The organism is Cryptosporangium sp. NPDC048952 (genome assembly GCF_043197895.1).
In the GTDB taxonomy this organism is placed as follows: Bacteria; Actinomycetota; Actinomycetes; order Mycobacteriales; family Cryptosporangiaceae; genus Cryptosporangium.
Map to the genome: position 1 here is coordinate 640,445 of NZ_JBICTY010000001.1, position 14,920 is coordinate 655,364.

General features: G+C 71.3%; 15 protein-coding genes. 10 read left to right on the top strand and 5 right to left on the bottom strand.

The annotated features are described in order from the left end of the window. The first annotated feature begins 40 nt into the window (after positions 1–40). Both ACGFY5_RS02940 and ACGFY5_RS02945 read left to right on the top strand, forming a co-directional pair. Positions 41–1,276: a sensor histidine kinase gene (locus ACGFY5_RS02940; protein ID WP_392716659.1), complete on the top strand. Its 1,236-nt coding sequence runs from the start codon at positions 41–43 to the stop codon at positions 1,274–1,276. Next, entirely contained in the window at positions 1,273–1,887 is a 615-nt protein-coding gene (locus ACGFY5_RS02945; protein ID WP_392716661.1) for a response regulator, read from the top strand. Before ACGFY5_RS02940 ends, ACGFY5_RS02945 begins: the two co-directional genes overlap by 4 nt. On the opposite strand, the gene ACGFY5_RS02950 is transcribed toward ACGFY5_RS02945, so the two are convergent. Together ACGFY5_RS02950 and ACGFY5_RS02955 are read right to left on the bottom strand one after the other, a co-directional pair. Then, positions 1,888–4,359, bottom strand: a complete 2,472-nt coding sequence (locus ACGFY5_RS02950; RefSeq protein WP_392716663.1) for an ABC transporter permease — start codon at positions 4,357–4,359, stop codon at positions 1,888–1,890. Continuing rightward, positions 4,356–5,057: an ABC transporter ATP-binding protein gene (locus tag ACGFY5_RS02955; RefSeq protein ID WP_392716665.1), complete on the bottom strand. Its 702-nt coding sequence runs from the start codon at positions 5,055–5,057 to the stop codon at positions 4,356–4,358. Before ACGFY5_RS02955 ends, ACGFY5_RS02950 begins: the two co-directional genes overlap by 4 nt. A gap of 143 nt (positions 5,058–5,200) precedes the next feature. Here ACGFY5_RS02955 and ACGFY5_RS02960 point away from each other — a divergent pair, with 143 nt between their 5' ends. From ACGFY5_RS02960 to ACGFY5_RS02970, 3 genes are read left to right on the top strand one after another with little or no spacing between them, the layout of a single operon-like run. Next, positions 5,201–5,671: a hypothetical protein gene (locus ACGFY5_RS02960; protein ID WP_392716667.1), complete on the top strand. Its 471-nt coding sequence runs from the start codon at positions 5,201–5,203 to the stop codon at positions 5,669–5,671. Next, entirely contained in the window at positions 5,668–6,717 is a 1,050-nt protein-coding gene (locus ACGFY5_RS02965; protein WP_392716669.1) for a sensor histidine kinase, read from the top strand. Before ACGFY5_RS02960 ends, ACGFY5_RS02965 begins: the two co-directional genes overlap by 4 nt. Next, positions 6,714–7,361: a response regulator gene (locus ACGFY5_RS02970; RefSeq protein ID WP_392716671.1), complete on the top strand. Its 648-nt coding sequence runs from the start codon at positions 6,714–6,716 to the stop codon at positions 7,359–7,361. Before ACGFY5_RS02965 ends, ACGFY5_RS02970 begins: the two co-directional genes overlap by 4 nt. Positions 7,362–7,588: 227 nt before the next feature. Here ACGFY5_RS02970 and ACGFY5_RS02975 read toward each other — a convergent pair whose 3' ends face one another. Next, the gene (locus ACGFY5_RS02975; protein ID WP_392716673.1) at positions 7,589–7,735 is read right to left on the bottom strand and encodes a hypothetical protein; all 147 of its coding nucleotides are present in this window, start codon (positions 7,733–7,735) and stop codon (positions 7,589–7,591) included. A 327-nt stretch (positions 7,736–8,062) separates the two neighbouring features. Between ACGFY5_RS02975 and ACGFY5_RS02980 the strand changes: the two genes are divergently transcribed. Genes ACGFY5_RS02980 through ACGFY5_RS02990 form a run of 3 tightly spaced genes read left to right on the top strand, consistent with a single transcriptional unit; the run spans position 8,063 to position 9,856 of the window. Next, on the top strand, positions 8,063–8,821 hold the full coding sequence (locus tag ACGFY5_RS02980) for an enoyl-CoA hydratase/isomerase family protein (RefSeq protein WP_392716675.1): 759 nt from the start codon (positions 8,063–8,065) through the stop codon (positions 8,819–8,821). 29 nt (positions 8,822–8,850) lie between these two features. Then, entirely contained in the window at positions 8,851–9,408 is a 558-nt protein-coding gene (locus ACGFY5_RS02985; RefSeq protein ID WP_392718627.1) for a RibD family protein, read from the top strand. Then, entirely contained in the window at positions 9,398–9,856 is a 459-nt protein-coding gene (locus ACGFY5_RS02990; protein ID WP_392716677.1) for a deaminase, read from the top strand. Before ACGFY5_RS02985 ends, ACGFY5_RS02990 begins: the two co-directional genes overlap by 11 nt. On the opposite strand, the gene ACGFY5_RS02995 is transcribed toward ACGFY5_RS02990, so the two are convergent. Further along, on the bottom strand, positions 9,831–11,051 hold the full coding sequence (locus ACGFY5_RS02995) for an ATP-binding protein (RefSeq protein ID WP_392716679.1): 1,221 nt from the start codon (positions 11,049–11,051) through the stop codon (positions 9,831–9,833). The genes ACGFY5_RS02990 and ACGFY5_RS02995 overlap by 26 nt on opposite strands. Positions 11,052–11,184: 133 nt before the next feature. Here ACGFY5_RS02995 and ACGFY5_RS03000 point away from each other — a divergent pair, with 133 nt between their 5' ends. Both ACGFY5_RS03000 and ACGFY5_RS03005 read left to right on the top strand, forming a co-directional pair. After that, positions 11,185–12,909 carry a putative bifunctional diguanylate cyclase/phosphodiesterase gene (locus ACGFY5_RS03000; protein WP_392716681.1) on the top strand — a complete coding sequence of 575 codons (1,725 nt, stop codon included), beginning with the start codon at positions 11,185–11,187 and terminating at the stop codon, positions 12,907–12,909. Between the two features lie 160 nt (positions 12,910–13,069). After that, entirely contained in the window at positions 13,070–14,404 is a 1,335-nt protein-coding gene (locus tag ACGFY5_RS03005; protein WP_392716683.1) for a DUF2252 domain-containing protein, read from the top strand. A gap of 45 nt (positions 14,405–14,449) precedes the next feature. On the opposite strand, the gene ACGFY5_RS03010 is transcribed toward ACGFY5_RS03005, so the two are convergent. Then, positions 14,450–14,833, bottom strand: coding sequence for a hypothetical protein (locus tag ACGFY5_RS03010; RefSeq protein WP_392716685.1), 384 nt, complete (start codon positions 14,831–14,833; stop codon positions 14,450–14,452). Between the last annotated feature and the right edge of the window lie 87 nt (positions 14,834–14,920).

The window sequence follows — 14,920 nt, forward strand, 5'->3', positions numbered from 1 at the left end:
CCGTGTCTAGTGGTCAGATTTCCGCGTTAGCGTGACCGCCATGACCAGCACCGAGCCGATCTCGCGGGTGAGTGCCGCGTTCACCGGCCAACCCAGAATGGCCAGGTTCGGCTGGTTGTTCGGTGGAATCTGGCTTTTTTACCTGATCGACCCGGCCCAGGTGGCGTGGGAGCAGGACAACGTCGCGCTCCGGGTGCTCGGGATCGGCGCGCTGTCGGCGTTCGCGCTCTGGTACCTGGCGATCTTCACGTTCGTGCGGTCGACGCGCTTCGGGCTGTGGGAGGACGAGGTACGTCGTAGTTGGATCGCTGTCGGGGGACTGGTCGCGCTGGCGGCGTCGACGGTGCCGGCGTGCGGGGCCCACGCGTTGTCCACGCTGGTCTACATCGGTGCGGCGGCGATGATGGTGCTGCCGTTGCGGTACGGGATCGCCGTCGCGGTCGGGCTCCTGGTGTTGACGCTGGCTCTCGACGCGTTCGTGCCGGGTTACAGCACCGGGGCGGGACTGATCTTCGGCATCGTCGTGTCCGCGCTGGCGATCTGGGGTGTGCGGCAGATGATCGCGCGCAACGTGGAGCTGATGAAGGCGCAGGAGACGGTCGCGCAGCTCGCGGTCGCCGAGGAGCGGGCGCGTACCGCGCGGGATCTGCACGACATCCTCGGGCACTCGCTCACCGTCATCACGGTGAAGGCGGAGCTGGCCGGGCGGTTGATCCGGGCCGACCCGGACCAGGCCGAGCGGGAGGTCGCGGACCTGGAGCGGCTCTCGCGGGAAGCGCTGGCGGACATCCGGCGCACGGTCAGTGGGTTCCGCGCGGTGACACTGGCCGGGGAGGTCGTGAGCGCGCGGGCCGCGCTGGACGCCGCGGGTATCGACGCGCAGTTGCCGATCGCACTCGACGAGGTGCCGGGGGAGCGCCGCGAGCTGTTCGGCTGGGTCGTGCGTGAAGGCGTGACCAACGTGATCCGACACGCCGCCGCCCGCCGCTGCGTCGTGACCGTGACGCGCGAGCGCGTCGAAATAGCCGACGACGGCCGCGGCGCCGCGGCCGCAGCCACAGTCAGCGCCGCCGGCTCCGCCGCGTCCGGGGGCTCCGCCGCGTCCGGGAGCTCAGCCGCGGTCGGTGCGCCCGCCGCCGGGCCGCCTGCCGCGGTTGGGGGGAACGGGCTGGTGGGGTTGCGGGAGCGGGTGGAGGCGGTGGGTGGGACGCTCACCGTCGGGCGCTCGTCCCTGGGTGGATTTCTGCTTCGCGTGACGTGGAACGGAGTCAAATGACGATCCGGCTCCTGCTCGCCGACGACCAGGCGCTGGTCCGCGGCGCGCTGGCCGCCCTGCTCGACCTCGAACCCGACCTGAGCGTCGTCGCCGAGGTGGGCCGCGGCGACGAGGTGGCCGCAGCAGCCCGCGACAACGCTCCCGACGTCGCGCTGCTCGACGTCGAGATGCCGGGCATGGACGGCATCGCCGCCGCCAAAGCCGTGCGCGACGCGGTTCCCACCTGCAAGGTCCTGATCGTCACGACGTTCGGCCGCCCCGGCTACCTCCGCCGCGCGATGGAAGCCGGCGCCAGCGGGTTCGTCGTCAAGGACACCCCGGCGAAACAGCTGGCTGACGCGGTGCGTCGAGTGCACGCCGGTCTCCGGGTCGTGGATCCCACCCTCGCCGCCGAAACCCTCGCCACCGGCGCCAGCCCTCTCACCGACCGCGAGACCGACGTCCTCCGCGCGGCCCGCACCGGCGGCACGGTCGCCGACCTCGCGAAGGAACTGCACCTCTCGGAGGGAACGGTCCGCAACCACCTGTCCGCCGCGATCGGCAAGACCGGTGCCCGCACCCGCGCCGAAGCCGTCCGCCTCGCCGAGGCGAACGGCTGGCTCCTGGGTTGATCAGTCCGCCGCTATCGCACGCAACACGTCCAATCGGGCAGCGAGCCGGGTGGGCCGCGCCCCCGCCAGAACTCCGGCCAACGCGCCGCCCAGCACGATGACCACCAGCGGCACGACCGGCAGCGAGAACCCCGTGTCGGTCACCCGGATCAGCGTCCACCCGAGCACGACACCCAGCGCCGTCCCCACCACGGTCCCGAACAACGCGATCAGCACCGATTCCCACCGCACCATCGACCGCACCTGACGCCGGGTCGCACCCACCGCGCGCACCAACCCCAACTCCCGCGTGCGCTCGTGCACACCCAGCGAGAGCGTGTTCGCGATCCCCAGCAGCGCGGTGACCACAGCGATCGCGAGCAGCACGTAGACCAGGTTGAGCAGCTGGCCGATCGCTTCCGCGCCCGAACCGGCCAGCTCCGAGGCGTCCGACAACGTCGGGTTGCCGTAGGAGCGGAGCACCGAGCTGATCGCCTCCCGCCCGTCCGAAGCGGAAACGCCGTCCGCCAGCTCCACGTACACCGCCGACGACAACGCCTGCGTCGCGTGCGGCGCCCACTCGTCGGCGCTCATCAGCACCGAACCCACCAGCGAGTTCCGTCCGTACACAGTGACCACCTCGTCGGTCGCGACCGAACCGTCCGGGTACTGCACCCGCACGCGATCGCCCAGCGAGTGCCCGGAGTCCGAAGCAACGGCAACCTGCCCGGACCGCAGTCCGGCGACGTCGGCCCCGGAAACGTCCGGAAGGGACAGGACGCGAGCCAGCGACGGCGGGTCGGCGACATCGACGGCCGTTCCTTCGTCACCCACCACCGCCTGACCGCCACCCACCGCCGCGACGGTTCCGACCTGCGGCAGACGCGCGAGCGCCGGCGCGATGTCGGAGGAGAGCGAACCGTTGCCGAACCGGGCGCCGCTGGTCACCGCGAAGTCGCCACGGAACGTCGTCTCCACGTCCGTGACCGACGCGGCCTTCAACGACCCGGCCGCGACCGTGAACAACGTGACGACACCGACGCCGATCAGCAGCGCGGCCGCGGCACCGGCGGTACGCCGCGGGTTGCGTCGGGCGTTGCGCAACGCCAGCCGCGCCGCGACGCCGTGCAGCGGCAGCCGAGTCAGCGGCCGCACGAGCAGCGGCGCCAACGCCAGCACGCCGGCGATGATCAGCACCGCGCCGATGCCCACCACCACGACGGCGGAGCCGACACCGACGGCCACTCCGCCGCCGAGCGCCAGCACGGCGCCGAGGCCGATCCGGGTACGCGAGATGCTCACGCGCTCCGCGGCCGCACCCCGCAGCGCCTCCAGCGGCGCCACCCGGGACGCGCGCAGCGCCGGACCGATCGCCGCGACGACGGTCGCCAGCACTCCGACCGGTACGCAGATCGCGATCGTCGACAGCGGGAACACCAGCCCGTCGACCGGCGCCGCGAACCCGAGTGCCCCGAACACGAGCTTCAGCAGCGCGGCCAGTCCGTATCCGGCCGCGATCCCGGCGGCGGACGCCGCGACGCCGATGACCAACGCCTCCGCGATCACGCCTGCCAGCACCTGCCCCCGCCCGGCACCGACCGCCCGCAGCAGCGCGGTCTCCCGCGTCCGCTGGGCGACGAGGATCGCGAACGTGTTGTGGATGCTCAGGACGGCAACCAGTAGCGCGATCCCCGCGAACGCGCCGAGCAGGGCCCGCAGCGCGCTCAGGAAGCCGTCGTTGATCGCGGTCGTCGTCTCGTCGGTGACCGCGGCCCCGGTGATCGCCTGGACGCCCGGTGGCAGGGCCGCGTTGATCCGGTCGACGAGGTCCGTGCCGGTGCCGCGGACCTGGATCGACGTCAGCTGGTCCCGGCCACCGGCGAGGAACGCCGTCGCATCGGCCGGGGAAAGGCCTACGTAGGACGTTCCGCCGAACGCGTCCGCGTCGCCGAACGTCACGATGCCGACGACGCGGACCGGCTTCGGTGCCGGGGTCAGCAGCGTGGTGCGGTCGCCGACGTGCAGGTTGCCGAGCTTCGCTGCCGCCCGGTCGACCACGACGTCGCCGGGTGCGGTCGGTGGCGCACCGTCGGAGACCTTCCACGGGTTGAGCGACTGGTCGGCGATCCAGGTACCGGCTCGTCGCGGTCCGTTCACCGTGATCGCGGTGCCGTCGCGGCCGAGCAGCTGCCCGAAGCCTTCGACGACGGGCGCGGCGACATCGACGCCGGGAACCTCTCGCACGGTCTCGAGCACCGAGCCGTCAAGCGGCGGCCTGGCCGCGTTCGGGCCCGACGACAGGGCGGTGGCACTGCGCACGACGACGTCGGTGCCGGCGTTGGCCTCGGTGAAGAACCCGTCGATCGCGCTGGTCATCGTCGCGGTCATCGTCAGCGTGGCGGCGAGGAACGCCACCCCCAGCAACACCGCCAGAAAGGTGCCGACCAACCGCCGACGCCGAGCCCGCAACCCGGAGAGCAGCACGCGCCTCATGACCGCACCACCGGCGGGGCGATTTCCGCAACGACGTGCCCGTCCGCGAGCCGCACCACGGAATCCGCGTACCCGGCGGCGACCGGGTCGTGGGTCACCATCACCACTGTCTGCCCGAACGTGTCGACCGCGTGCCGCAGGAAGCCGAGCAGCTCCGCCCCGGCGGCCGAGTCGAGGTTGCCGGTCGGCTCGTCCGCGAACACGACGTCGGGCCGGGTCGCGAGTGCCCGGGCCACTGCCACCCGCTGCTGCTGCCCACCGGACAGCTCCGACGGCCGGTGGTCGAGCCGGTCGCCCAGCCCGACGGTCGAGGTGACCAGCGCGATCCACTCCTCGTCCGGGGCGGTGCCCGCCAGCGCCGACGGCAACGTGATGTTCTCCGCCGCGGTCAGCGTCGGTAGAAGGTTGAAGGCCTGGAAGACGAAACCGATCCGTTCGCGGCGCAGCCGCGTGAGCGCGGTGTCCGAGAGAGCGGACAGCTCGGTGTCGCCGAGGAACACCTTCCCGGACGACAGCGGATCGAGCCCCGCCAGGCAGTGCATCAACGTCGACTTACCGGACCCGGAAGGCCCCATGATCGCGGTGAAACGCCCGCTGCCGAACTCGATCGTGACGTCGTCGAGCGCGGTCACCGCGGTCTCGCCGTGTCCGTAGGTCTTTGTCGCCCGTACGGCGCGGGCGGCGGCATCAGTTGTCATGCCGATCAGGCTGGCCGGGGCACCCCTCGCCGGTCGTCCACGTGCGCACGGCACTCGGCCTACGTCAGCTGACGTAGGCAGACGGTCGCGAACCAACATCTGGACGGACGCGCAGCAGCAATGGACGGCCGACGATCGAATCCATGAAGCTCACCCCACGCTGGCGGAAGACGGTCCTGATCACTCACGTCACGACGTCGGTCGGTTGGCTGGGTGCCGACGCCGTCCTCGTCGTGCTGGGCGTCGCCGGGCTCACCGGAGCGGCCGGCGGGCCGGACGTCGTCTATCCGGTCGCCGGGCTGATCGGTACCGTGCTGATCACTCCACTGGCGCTCGCGGCGCTGGTGACCGGCGTGCTGAGCGGCCTCGGCACCAAGTGGGGCCTGTTCCGGCACTGGTGGGTGGTGACGAAGCTCGCGGTGACCGTCGTCATGAACGTCCTGGTGCTGTTCGTGCTGGCCCCGGGCCTGCGGGAGGCCGCGCGCCTCGGTTCCGAGCTACCCGGGCGGGACGCGATCAACTTCGTCGTCGCACCGTCGGTGGCCTGCACGCTCCTGCTGCTCACCACGATTCTGAGCGTCTCGAAACCCCGGAAACGGGTGCGCGCCGCATGAGGCGCCGGCTGTTCGACGCCGGGCTCGCCGTCGCGCTGACCGTGTTGAGCGTGGCGGTGGCCGGACAGCTCGGCCACGTGCAGCCGGACGCGCGGTCGGTCGGCCCCGTCGCCTACGCGTTCACCGTGATCGCGTGCCTCGCGCTCGTGCCGCGACGACGGTTCCCGGCGGTGACGCTCGCGGTGACGACGGTGACCGTCGCGACCTACCTGATCGCGGGCTACCCCTACGGGCCGGTGCTCATCGCGGTCGCGATCGCGACGTACACGGTGGTCCTGCACTATCCGGCGCGACGCGCGGCGATCCTGGCCGCGGTGGCGATGCTGGTGCTGCTGAGTCACCTGGTGACGTCGGCCTCGCTGCTGCCCGGGCTCCTGCCGGGGTCGGCGTGGATCGTCGTCCCGTTCGCTGTCGGTACCGCGGTGAAGCTCAACCGCCAGGCCAGCGCGGCCGAGGCCCGGCGCGCGGCGGACGACGAACGGCTGCGGGTCGCCCAGGAGGTGCACGACGTCGTCGGCCACGGGCTGGCCGCGATCACGATGCAGGCCGACATCGCGCTGCACCTGCTCCCCACGAACCCGTCGCACGCCGAGGCCGCGCTCACCGCGATCAGCGCCACCAGCCGGGAGGCTCTGGACGAGCTCCGCACGACGCTGGAGGTGCTGCGCGATCGCGCGCCGCTCGCCGGTCTGGCCCGGCTCGACGCGCTCGTCGACCGGATCACCGCCAGCGGCACGCCGGTGCGCACGGTCGTGACCGGCGCGGTCCGGCCGCTGCCGTCCGCCGTGGACCTGGTGGCCTACCGCATCGTCCAGGAGTCCCTGACCAACGTGCTGCGGCACGCCGGACCGACCACGGCCGCGGTGCGGGTCGATTACGGTGCGGAGGCGGTGGAGATCGAAGTGACCGACTCGGGTCCCGGCGGTTCGTTCACCGAGGGCCACGGGATCGCGGGGATGCGGGAGCGGGTGACGTCGGTGGGCGGAACGTTCTCGGTGTCGAGCGACGCCGGGTTCCGGGTGAGCGCAGTGCTCCCGGTGCCGTGATCCGCGTCCTGATCGCCGACGACCAGGCGCTGGTGCGCCTGGGCCTCCGCGCGTTGCTGGACAACGAACCGGACATCGAGGTCGTCGGCGACGTCGCGGACGGGCTCTCCGCCGTCTCGGTCGCCGCCCAGACCCATCCGGACGTCATTCTGATGGACGTCCGGATGCCCGGTATCGACGGAATCGAGGCGACGCGGCGGGTCGTGTCGAGCGGGGCGGCCACCCGCATCGTCGTGCTCACCACGTTCGAGATCGACGAGTACATCTTCGACGCACTGCGGGTGGGCGCATCGGGCTTCCTGCTCAAGGACACCCGCCCGACCGACCTGCTGGACGCCGTCCGCGGAGTCGTCGCGGGTGGGGCGCTGCTCTCCCCGTCGGTCACGCGCCGGGTCGTGAAGACGTTCGTCGACCGGCCGAGCCGGAAGTCCGCGCCGCACCCGCGCTGGTCGAGCCTCACCGAGCGGGAGCAGGAGATCGCTGCACTGGTGGCGGAGGGGCTGTCGAACGACGAGATCGCCGAGCGCCTGGTGATCAGCCCGGCCACCGTGCGGACGCACGTGGGGCGCGCGATGGTGAAGTTGGGAGCCCGCGACCGGGCTCAGCTGGTGGTTTTCACGTACCAGAGCGGCCTAGGTCGGTGATCTCCCGGTTGCCGAGGACGTGGGTCCCCGGCTTCTCCCGGGCCGGACACGTAGGTGAACGTCAGGTCCGGGTTCCGGTCGACGAGCAGGCACTCACGCAGCACGCCCTGTCCGACCATTCCGGTCGCGCCGAAGAGGATCACCTCGACGTGAGGATCGTCACACACGCGAGAACGGCGAGGGCGACCTGGTTCAGGTCGCCCTCGCCGTGGAGATGGTTAGGGGAGTCAGCCGCGGTCGGTGGGGCGCCGCCGCTGGGCGCGGACACGCACCGGCCGGGTCGCGCGGCGGGTCTTCTCCGCGGCCCAGGAGAGTACGAAAGCGCCGCCGGCCAGCGTCATCACAGCGATCGCGAAGGGTGCCACTGGGTCCATTCGATGATCCTCGGGCGAGTCGGGACGGGGCCAGGCGACGGTGAATCGCCTGCTCGGGTCAACGCGGCGGCCACGCCGCGCGTTCCCGGGAGGGTCACGCGCTGTTCACGAGGTTACCGCCAACAGCCGCGCATCGCCTACGTCTCGGCAGCAACTGTCCCCGCCGCGACACCAGGTCGGCACGCATAGGGGACACGGCTTCAGCCGTCCGGAGGTTCGGTCGATGCAGCGGTTCAGCATGCACGTCGGCGACAAGCCGCCCGGCTTGAGGGGTTATGTCGTGGACGCGAGCTGGCTCACAGAATCTTCGGCACTATCGTCGGCGGCATGGTGACGGGGCGGGTCGACTGCCGAATTCTCGACGGCGTCGCGACCGTGGTGCTCGACAATCCGGGCAAGCGGAACGCGATGACGACCGAGATGTGGAACACGCTCCCGCCGCTGGTCGAACAGCTCGCTGCGGACCCGGACGTCGCGGTGCTGGTCGTCACCGGCGCCGGCGACACGTTCTGCGCCGGCGCCGACATCTCGACGCTCACCGGGTTCGCCCCCGGCGAGCCGATGCCCGCGACGCTGGCCGAGGACGCCCTGGTGGCCTTCCCGAAGCCGGTCGTCGCCGCGATCCGGGGTTGGTGCGTCGGCGGCGGGTGCCAGATCTCGGCCGCCTGCGACCTGCGGATCGCCGAGCAGGGCTCCCGCTTCGGCATCACCCCGGCGAAGATCGGGGTCGTCTACCCGGCCACGACGACCGCGCGCCTGGTCGAGCTGGTCGGCCCGGCCGCTGCGAAGTTCCTGCTCTTCACCGGCGACTTCGTCGACGACGAACGCGCGCTGCGGATGGGTCTGATCGACGAGCTGGTGCCGGCCGGTGGCCTGGACGCGAGGGTGGGGGAGCTGGCCCGGACGCTCGCGAGCCGTTCCCGGCTCACCCAGCACGCGGCCAAGGACCTGATCCGGGCGACGCTGGCCGGGCGACCGACGGCCGACAGCTACCGGCGCTGGGCGGCGGAGGGCGCCGCCGAGCTGGCCGAGGGCGTGGCCGCGTTCGCCGAGCGCCGCGCGCCGGTCTTCCCGTGGCGACCGTGATCCGGCCGTACGTCGTGGTGTCGGCCGCGATGTCGGTCGACGGCTACCTCGACGACGCGACGCCGAACCGGCTCCTGCTCTCCAACGACGAGGACTTCGACCGCGTCGACGCGGTCCGCGCGACCTGCGACGCGATCCTGGTGGGCGCGGAGACCGTCCGGCGGGACAACCCCCGGCTGCTGGTCCGCTCGGCGGCCCGCCGCGCGGCGCGGGAACGGCCGCTGCTGCGGGTCGTGCTCAGCCGCAGCGGGAACCTCGACCCGGCCGCTGCGGTGTTCGGGCCCGACGCACCGACGGTCGTCTACCGCGGCGAACCGCTGCCCGTCGTCCTCGAGGACCTGGTCGGCCGCGGCGTGCGGCGGCTGCTCGTGGAGGGCGGTGGCACCGTCCAGGCGCAGTTCCTCACGGCCGGGCTCGTCGACGAACTGCACCTCGTCGTCGCACCGATTTTTGTCGGGGACCCGGCCGCGCCGCGGTTCGCGGGTCCCGGCGTCTACCCGGACGGACGCATGCGCCTGGTGGAGACGCGCCCGATCGGTGACGTCGTGCTGCTGCGCTACCTGCTGGGGTCCGACGATGGAGACTGACGCAGGCGAACCCGATCTGCACTGGCTGCGGCAGGCCATCGAGATCTCCCGGCGGTGCACGCCGTCGACGAGCGCGTTCTCGGTCGGCGCGCTGATCGTCGACTCCGACGGCACTGTGGTCGCCGACGGCTGGTCCCGGCGGGACGATCCGTACGAGCACGCGGAGGAGTCCGCGCTCACCCGCGCCGGCACCGATCCCCGGTTGGCCACCGCGACGATCTACAGCTCGCTCGAACCTTGCTCGGCCCGGGCGTCGCGCTCACGCACGTGCACCGAGCTGATCCTGGAGTCCGGCGTGCGCCGGGTCGTGTTCGGCTGGCGGGAACCGGAGATCTTCGTCGACTGCGACGGCGCTGAGCGCCTGCGTGACGCGGGCCTGACCGTGATCGAGGTCCCGTCCCTCGCTCCGCTGGTGCGGAAGGTCAACGCACATCTGCTGGGAGCGTGAACCAGACGGTCGTGCCCCCGCCGGGGGTGTCGGTCAGGCCGATCTCACCCCCGTGCGCGGTGATGATCCGCTTGCAGGTCGCCAGCCCGATGCCGTTGCCGGCGATCTCCCGCGCCGACTCGTCGTGGACGCGGCTGAGCAGCGCGAATGCCTGTTCGCGCCGGTCGTGGGGAATGCCCATCCCGTTGTCGGCCACGCGGATCAGCCACGCGCCGTCCCGGCCGACCGCGCTCACGACGACACGCGGCGGACGCGAGAGGCGTCGGAACTTCAGCGCGTTGCTGATCAGGTTCTGCAGGACGGCACGCAGCTGCACGGGGTCACCGGGAACGGTCGGTAGCTGCCCGTCGACCGCCAGGTCGCCGTTGACCGACGCGATCGCGTCGCTCAGATCGTCGGTCAGATGGTGGACGAGCTGCGCGAGATCCACCGGCTGGAGCGTGAGCGAGCCGCCGACGCTGGCGTAGTCGAGCAGGTGGCCGATCATGTCGCTCATCCGCTGGCTGGCGGCGAGCGCGCGGGACGTGCACCAGGCCGCTTCCGGCTCGGCGACGACCGCGCCCACCTCGGACAGGTTGTGCAGGTACCCGACCACGCTGGCGAGCGGGTTCTTCAGGTCGTGGCTGACCTGACCGGCGAACGCGGCCAGGTGCTCGTTCGAGCGTTCCAGCTCCTCGCGGGTGCGCTCGAGCTGCCCGATCGCGGCGTGCAGCTCGAAGCTCTGCCGACGCAGCTCCAGCACGTCGACGACCTGGTGCGCCAGCAGCTCCAGCTGGGTCCGCTGGTCGTCGGTGATCTCCCGGACCTGTTCGTCGAAGACGCAGAGCGTCCCGAGCACGTCGCCCTTCGGGTTGATCAGCTGCGTGGACGAGTAGAAGCGGACGTCGCCGATCACGCCGGTGACGAACGGGTTCTCCGCCCAGCGGGGGTCGAGCCGGGCGTCCGGGAGGTAGACCGGCTCGGGCAGGCCGATCGACACCGCGCACATCGAGTCCTCGCGGTCGCAGACCGACCGGGCGAAGCCGTGCGCGGCGACCTGGTGCTGGTGGGTGTCGTCGATCAGGTTCACGACCGCGGTAGGAGCGCCGCAGATGTGCGCGGCGATGCTGGCGATGGCCTCGAGGTCGGGCTCGGGTGGCTCGCCGATGATCGCGTAGGGCTCGAGCATCTGGGCACGGCTATGGAGCGTGCTCATCGTCACCTCGTACCTTTCGGCCGGGCGGCGGCTCGGCTGAGAAAAATCGACTCCGCGCGTATGCGTCGTGGCGCTTCGCTACTCTCGCTGGCATGGAGTTACGGCTGAGGCGTGCGACGAGGTTCTCGCGCACGTGACCGCCGTCGACCTCACTCTCGACCCGGAGCAGGGCTCCGGGGACGATCGTCGACGCGCTTTCGCCGGACGATGGGCCTCCGCGCTGGGCGCCGGCGGCAGCGCAGGGGACACCCTGACCGGCGCCGTCGACCGCCTCGTCGAAGCCGCAAGGGGGGACGACCCGGGCCAGGCGGCCGCCGTCGGTGCCGCGCTCGTGGACGGCGGGTTCGCCGATCCGAGCGCGCTGGGGGAGAGCCTGCGTCTGCTCGCCACCGACCTCCCCGCGCTGGTCCCGGAGTCGGCGTCCCGCCTCACCGAGCTCACGGCGGCGTTCGCCACCGGGTTCGCGGCCGCGAACCGCAACCGGGCCACCGGCGAGCAGGAACTGGTCCGCAGGGCGGCGCTGGCCGCGCAGTCCGAGGCCCAGCGCGCGCTGCGTCTCACCGTCGATCACCACGCCACCCACGACCGGCTGACCGGGCTCGCGAACCGGGAGGTGTTCGTCGAGCGGCTCACCACCGTGCTGCGCGAGCGCACCGGCGCCGAGCGAATCGGGCTGTGCCTGCTCGACCTGGACGGCTTCAAAGTCGTCAACGACAGCCTCGGCCACCCGGTGGGCGACCAGCTCCTCGCGGCGGTCGGTGAGCGCCTGGACGCACTCTCCGGTGACGCGCTCGTGGCGCGTCTCGGCGGCGACGAGTTCGCCATCCTGATCACCGGCACGACGGGCCTGGCCGACGTCGAGCGGATGGCCGCCGAGATCGTGCGCTCGCTGTCGGTGCCGTTCCCGCCCGCCGATGGTCGGCTCACGCTCCCGGCCAGCATCGGCGTCCTGGAACACGCGGCGAGCGACGCCAGCGCGGCCGACCTGATGCGCGCCGCCGAACTCACGATGTACCGGGCCAAGTCCGAGCACCGGGGCCGCTGGGCGGTGTACGACCCGCACCGCAACGACCAGCGGGTCGCGCGCTACACCCTCGCCACCGAGATGCCCGCGGCGCTGGAGCGCGACGAGTTCGTCGTCGAGTTCCAGCCGCTGGTGGGTCTGGCCGACGGCGCCGTCCGCGGAGCCGAGGCGTTGGTCCGCTGGCGTCACCGCGAGCTCGGGCTGCTCTCGCCGAAGCGGTTCGTCGGCCTCGCCGAGGAGACCGGAGCCATCGTCCCGATCGGCCGCCGGGTGCTCGAGCTGGCGTGCCGACAAGCGTCACGGTGGCCGGTCGACGACGCCTACGTGAGTGTGAACCTGGCGGCCGCGCAGCTCGCCGACCCGAACCTGGTGGACGACGTCGTCCGGGTGCTGGAGGAGACCGGGCTGGAGCCGGGAAGGCTGCAACTGGAGCTGGCCGCCGGCACCGTGGCCACCGTGAACAGCACGCCGCTGCGGCGGCTGGCCGCGCTCGGCGTCCGGTTGGCCGTCGGTGACGTCAGCGCCGGGTGGGCGCACCTACCGCTGCTGCGCGACTTCTCGATCGACGTCCTGAAGCTGTCCGGCGGCCTCGTGCAGCGCCTCACCGCGAGCGACCGGACGGCGCTGGACGACCAGATCCTCGAATCGCTGCTCGTGCTGGCGCACGCCCTCGGGCTCCAGGTCGTGGCCGAGGGGATCGAGAGCGCCGAGCAGCGGGACCGGTTGCGCGCGCTCGGCTGCGACACCGGCCAGGGCTGGTACTACGCACCTGCGCTCGGGCCGGAGGAGTTCATCCGGTATCTTCCGGGTTCACCGGCCTTTGCTGGCCGGTGACGAACGCCGCTCCACGGGGGTAGAACCTGGCATTTCCCTCCCGGCCAACCTCCGTTAACGTGGCAGGCAGCCTCGAAAACCCGGGGAGGGGGCCACGTTGGGCGGACTGACCGTGGTGTCTCCCGTCGGTTACGAACTGGGTCGCAACGCCAGGAGCAGGGTGTCCCGCTCCGCGCAGGCCGAGCTCGCGGACGACGGCCGTAATCCGCTGACTCTTCTCACCGCCGCCGACGAGCAGCGCCTTCCGGAACTGCTGCCGCTTCGGTACGAGCGGATGGTGGCGTCGCCATTCAGCTTTTTCCGGGGTGCGGCCACGGTGATGGCACACGATTTAGCGCTGCATCCCCACAGCGGCCTATTCGTGCAAGCGGGCGGAAACGCTCATCTGCAGAACTTCGGGATGTCGGGAACGCCGGATCGTCGGTTGGTTTTCGATCTGAACGATTTCGACGAGACGCTCGAAGCGCCGTTCGAATGGGATCTGAAGCGGCTGGTCAGCAGTGTGATTTTGGCGGCCCGCGCGAATCGCTTCAAGAACGGTGAGGCCACTGTCGCCGCGGCGAGTGCTGCGGCCGGCTATCGCGAAGCAATGAATGATTACGCAACGCGACGGGCGCTCGAAGTTTGGTACGACCGGATCGAAGTCGACGATCTCGTGCCGCTCCTCAAGCGCGGGCGGTCGGGCGTACCGACGTTGCAGGCGGTCGAGAAGGCGCGGAGCCGTGATCACATCAGCGCGGCGGCCAAGCTGACCGAGCGGGTCGACGGTGGCTGGCGGCTCCGCGAGGACCCGCCGCTGCTCACCCATGTCACGGACAGTTCTGACGAGGGCATGGACGAGGAACTGGTCCGCCGGTGCATCCGGGAATACCGACAGACACTGCCTGCCGACCGTCGGGTGTTGCTCGACCGCTACACGTTCGTCGATTTCGCCCGGAAAGTCGTGGGTGTGGGAAGTGTCGGCAGCCGTTGCTGGGTCGTTTTGTTGGCGGCGTCGCCGAACGATCCGCTTTTGCTCCAGGTCAAAGAAGCCGGTCAGTCGGTGCTCGAATGGCATTTGACGCCGAGTCCCTACCGCAACGCGGGGCAGCGTGTCGTCGAAGGGCAGCGTCTGATCCAGGCCGCGCCCGACGTCCTGCTCGGCTGGTTCCGTGACCCGGCGGCAGGGCACGACTACTACGTGCGTCAGCTGTGGGACGCGAAGGGCTCGTTCGACACATCCACGTTCGACGCGTCGGGGTTGGCGAAGTACGCGGGGCTGTGCGGTCGCGTCCTCGCGCGGGCGCACGCCCGCAGCGGCGACCCGGCCGCGATCGCCGGCTACATCGGACACAACGATCGGTTTGACCGGTCGGTGGTGAAGTTCGGCCAGCAGTATGCCGACCGCACCGAAACGGACTATGCGGTGCTGGTGGACGCGGTGAAGAGCGGCGCGATGCCGGCTCCCCGCCCGGAGAAGCTGCCCCGCCCGGTCAACAGTTCGCTCCGCGCCTGAGCGGATGTTCCCCGCAGCCGATCGGCTGCGGGGAACACCTTCAAATCATCCGTAAACGCGCAGCACCCAGGAGCCGCCGGACCGCTCGCAGCGGTACGACTCCCACGACGATCCGCGGTACCGCTCACCGATCAGGTAAGCCTCGCGGTAGCTGTGGTACCGGCCGTGGTCCCGCCAGTGGTGGTGGCGGCGACCCTCCCAGTGGGAGCGCTTCTTCCAGTGCTTCTTCCAGTGGCGACGGTGCTCGCCGTGGCGACGTCCGCCGTCGCAGCAGTCGTCGTCGCCGTGCGCGGCGACCGTGCTGACGACGCTCGTGGTCCGACCGGTGACGGTGGCGGCGTCAGCCGCCGGTGCGGACGCCAGCACCGTCCCCGCGGCGACTGCCAGGCCGGCGACGGCCACGGCGAAGCGCTTGGTGCGGTCTCGCATTGCCCTACCTCCCTCGAATACCTCATTTCGGGCAGGGCGTACTCAACCATATAGCGACATAGAGGGCAAATAGCACCGAGTCACGTT